The 3,768-nt window shown below is 40.8% G+C and carries 6 protein-coding genes; 1 reads left to right on the top strand and 5 read right to left on the bottom strand.

Going from position 1 to position 3,768, the window contains the following annotated elements; genetic code table 11:
* Positions 1–96: 96 nt before the first annotated feature.
* Entirely contained in the window at positions 97–1,038 is a 942-nt protein-coding gene (locus DIJ65_RS16010; protein WP_142836514.1) for an IS30 family transposase, read from the top strand.
* Between the two features lie 105 nt (positions 1,039–1,143).
* Here DIJ65_RS16010 and DIJ65_RS16005 read toward each other — a convergent pair whose 3' ends face one another.
* The 5 genes from DIJ65_RS16005 to DIJ65_RS15985 all read right to left on the bottom strand — a co-directional run.
* Positions 1,144–1,767 (bottom strand): EcsC family protein, encoded by a 624-nt coding sequence (locus DIJ65_RS16005; protein ID WP_230321477.1) that lies wholly within the window; start codon positions 1,765–1,767, stop codon positions 1,144–1,146.
* Between the two features lie 354 nt (positions 1,768–2,121).
* Positions 2,122–2,313 (bottom strand): hypothetical protein, encoded by a 192-nt coding sequence (locus DIJ65_RS16000; RefSeq protein ID WP_117303797.1) that lies wholly within the window; start codon positions 2,311–2,313, stop codon positions 2,122–2,124.
* Between the two features lie 88 nt (positions 2,314–2,401).
* Positions 2,402–2,593 (bottom strand): hypothetical protein, encoded by a 192-nt coding sequence (locus DIJ65_RS15995; RefSeq protein WP_117303796.1) that lies wholly within the window; start codon positions 2,591–2,593, stop codon positions 2,402–2,404.
* 129 nt (positions 2,594–2,722) lie between these two features.
* Positions 2,723–3,361: a DUF4181 domain-containing protein gene (locus DIJ65_RS15990; protein WP_117303795.1), complete on the bottom strand. Its 639-nt coding sequence runs from the start codon at positions 3,359–3,361 to the stop codon at positions 2,723–2,725.
* A 210-nt stretch (positions 3,362–3,571) separates the two neighbouring features.
* Positions 3,572–3,768, bottom strand: a 197-nt coding sequence (locus DIJ65_RS15985) for an IS3 family transposase (protein WP_142836507.1), incomplete at its 5' end; no start/stop codon positions are given.

Raw genomic sequence — 3,768 nt, 5'->3', positions numbered from 1 at the left:
TGTAGATTATCATATTAAGTCGAACGGTTAGAAAAATAAAAATAGCTCAAGTGGGTACACAGTAGTTAACGCGAATCAACTAAGGAGTGTCCCCAAATGAGCTATGCCCAAATTATATCACGGGAACGTGTGCTAATCGAGAGTTATTGCCTGGAAGAGAAATCGCTGTCCTACATGGCGAAACAGTTGAAACGAAGTAAAAGCACCATCAACTATGAATTGAAACGATGTAAGCCGTATAACGCCCTTTTGGCACAGGCTGATTACGAGGCTAAACGTGAAAACTGCGGCTCCAGACGATCGGTTAATCAAGAAGACGTCGATTATATCCTGTCCAAACTGAAGATGGGCTGGTCGCCCGAAAGCATCGTTGGACGGTACTGGAAAACGCATAAGAAACCCTTTCCTATCAGTGTCTCGAGCATCTACCGGTACGCTGCACTCGGCCTGTTCAAGCTTTCCCAAAAGCTTCTGATCCGCAAAGGGAGAAAGTTAAAGAACAATGAAGTGGAGACGCGAGGCAAGATGCCCCGTCTGAAAAAGATTCATGCACGTCTGGCGCCACGAAGCCAGGTGGGACATTGGGAAGTCGATACCGTCATCGGCAAGTCGCACAAGAGCCAGATCCTCACATTGACTGAACGCACCACCCGGTTTGAGATTATCTACAAGCTGGCTGCGAAGACGGCAAGTGAAACAGCGCAGGCAATCATCCATGTGTTGAAAAACCTGCCAAAGAAAGTGGTGAAATCCATCACCGCCGACCGGGGCAAGGAATTTCACGGATGGGTCGAGGTGGAAAAGGCACTGGAAATTCCCGTTTACTTTTCCAATCCTGGCGTGCCGGGCCAACGCGGCACCAACGAAAACAGCAATGGCCGTGTTCGCCGCACCTATCCAAAAGGAACTGACTTCAGCCGGATGACCCAGAAGGAGATCATGGACTTTCTCCTAGTATTCAATCAGGTCCCCCGGAAAGTACTGAATTACAATACGCCATTTGAGGTATTCATGAATTTCTTGCCACGTTCGACTTGAGTTGACAATTTACACTAGTAAAAATTTCTTTGGTTTGGAAGTGACACTTTTATACCTGAAGATAAAGAAGTGTTTTCCCAGAGTAGGATTCATAAATCTCTCTACTCAGACAAAAACCTTCTTCGCTGTCTTCCCAATTATCCCAGTACCTATTCCATCGACAGCTCCTCCAATTACACCGCCAGCTATCGGTATGGCTTTACCTATATTTATTACACCTTTTTCTCCAAATTTCGTAAGCAGTCTAAAACCAACTTTTTGATTTATAGCTACAATCACTTTACCAGGTATTTTTATAACACCTTGCTTTGCAAAGGCATTACCCAATTTAATGCCAGTTGTTTTCAAAATATCCGAAGCTGATTTGCCTGTCAGGCAAACAAACACAAACGTTTTAACTTGATCATCTTTTAAGTCATAGCCTTTCATGTGTGCAATAGCTGCAATCATTCTAATTTGGACATACATAACAGAAGCAATATTTGCGGGCAAAGTAACAGGCATTATAATTATTCCACCCAATCCGGTCAGAAAGCCACTAGTGGCGGCTTTGGTATTTTGCCAACGAATCAAGCTGTCGATAGCTTGATCAGTGGTATCATGTTTTGATAAAAAATCCTCTGCCATTTCATATGCTGAATCCATTCCAGGAATACCATCTAAAGATTTTTCGTATGTCCAATCCAACATTTGTTGTACCTTCCCGATTGAAACTTCGTTTGTAGCCACCAATTTTTCCTCCTAATTAAACTAAGTTTATTGAATTTTAGTTTAACAGGTATTCAAAAAAAGTAACTATTTATTTTCTAATAAAAGGATAAAAAGTAAGAATTTTTATTTTCCCTTCTTCTTTGGGAGCCAAGCAATTCCCAGTCTATTTATACGAATGGATAAAAGAAAAAACCACAACCGAAATATTGATGCAGTAGGTGTGGTTATGTATAAAATATAAATTGTAATTTATTGTCAAATTTTTTAAAATTGTTTCTTCCCAAGTACGCGATTTCCCTATGCATTTGTATTGAATGGACTGAAACGTCTTTGAAACAGGGAGACAATTTTAAAAAACTTTATTATCGGATATTACGTAGTTTTATTATATTTACTTTTATCCGAATTCCAAATTATATACTGGGAAATTAATAATGCAATTAAACCAGTTAGCATTATAGGAACACTAAATGGTAATTCCCCATCGAAAATAAAAGAGAAGCCTCCTACTGCAAGCAAAGCAACAGCAAAAGCTCTAATAAATTTCCAAATTGTTAATGACATAATTGGTCCTCCATCCCAAACGATTAATGACAAAGAGCTGCCCAGCTTGCTCCGCAAGCTACATTTCCCCAAGGGGTAACTAGAAATCCTAGAATTCACAATATAAGACAGCTGCCCATTCACAGTTAGGGTCATTCCATAAATCCTCTTCATCTGGTGGGTGCCACATCATTTCAATTGACTCACTATCAGTTTCATCTTTGTTTAATTTTTCGTCTAAGTCAACTGCATTTCCAGTTAGATAGTTTAATACTTCAGCTTTTTCTTCAGCATATTTCAATATCACTCCCCATGGAACGACACAATTCCAAAACAATTTATATGGTTGAATAAATGAAAAAGCCATACCCAGATTCAAATGGGACATGGCAATCTAAAAAATCATTTAGAATCGTCCCTTAAGAAGGGATCACTCCACAATCACTTCCGAAGCAAGCTTATAAGGAAAATCTGACGGCAAATCGAAAGGCCTCACCCGGACAAGAGTGCCTTCCTCCAATTCATCAAAACCACGTACCTCCCCCTTAAACAGCGTATCATCCGTCATATGGACTTCATGGATGGTCGGTCCGATCTCTAAATTGAACGAAGTCACTTCCACCATGAAACTCGTATCCGTCTTTTCGGTCACCACTCCCTCAAATCCGCCGAAAAGGAAGAAGTTGAATTGGAGGACGAACACAGTCGCTGCCACAAAAACCATCATCTGAGTCAGAGTGAGAATGGACTGCTTTGGGTTTTCAGAGGCTCGCCATTCGAAAAATGCCCTGACCAAATGGTCCACCACAATAAATGCAATAATCGCAACCAAATAATACGACGGCGGATCCTCATCCAAAGCGACAAAATACAAGAGCACCAGGCCCGCAATCAACGTGCCAATCCTCACGAACCAGTCGACCTTCCGGTGCAGGTCGTTGATGTGATTATAGGAAAAGAACTCTCTCTTGCTCGGTTCAATATTAAACAATTTTCGAAGCGTAAACTTCAAAACGGAATTTATTGCAACTACGATCAAAAAGAATAACAACAGGTCCATGAATGGCATTAGGCCTCCCCTCCAAGCGGATATAGCTTTAGGTGCTTTATAAGAAATATATTCGACAGAAAATGGTAAAAACCCTTTTATTGGGACTTTCTCTTTTTATACATGATCTCTTTCAATTAAGTTTTTCGGTATTTCAATGGTAAGTTCCAGCAGATCCCAGATGTTCCCTTTGGTCAAGCCCCTCGTTTTTAGACACCATCTAATTGTGTGTCAGCTGGCTAATTTTTTCACGTTCAAATAAGCGGCCGGCGTCAAATAATCCAGTCTTTTTTGACTGCGTTCGCCATTAAAATAGGCAATGAATTTCGGCAGGTCGTCGATTACCTGACCAGCTGAATCGATTGGGAATAAATGCGGAAACTCTGTTTTTAAATGAGAGAAGAAACTCTCAATTACGGCGTTATCCC

The sequence above is a fragment of the Planococcus salinarum genome, from assembly GCF_007004625.1.
GTDB classification, from domain to species: Bacteria; Bacillota; Bacilli; order Bacillales_A; family Planococcaceae; genus Planococcus; species Planococcus salinarum.
This window is presented reverse-complemented; position numbering and strand designations above follow the sequence as displayed.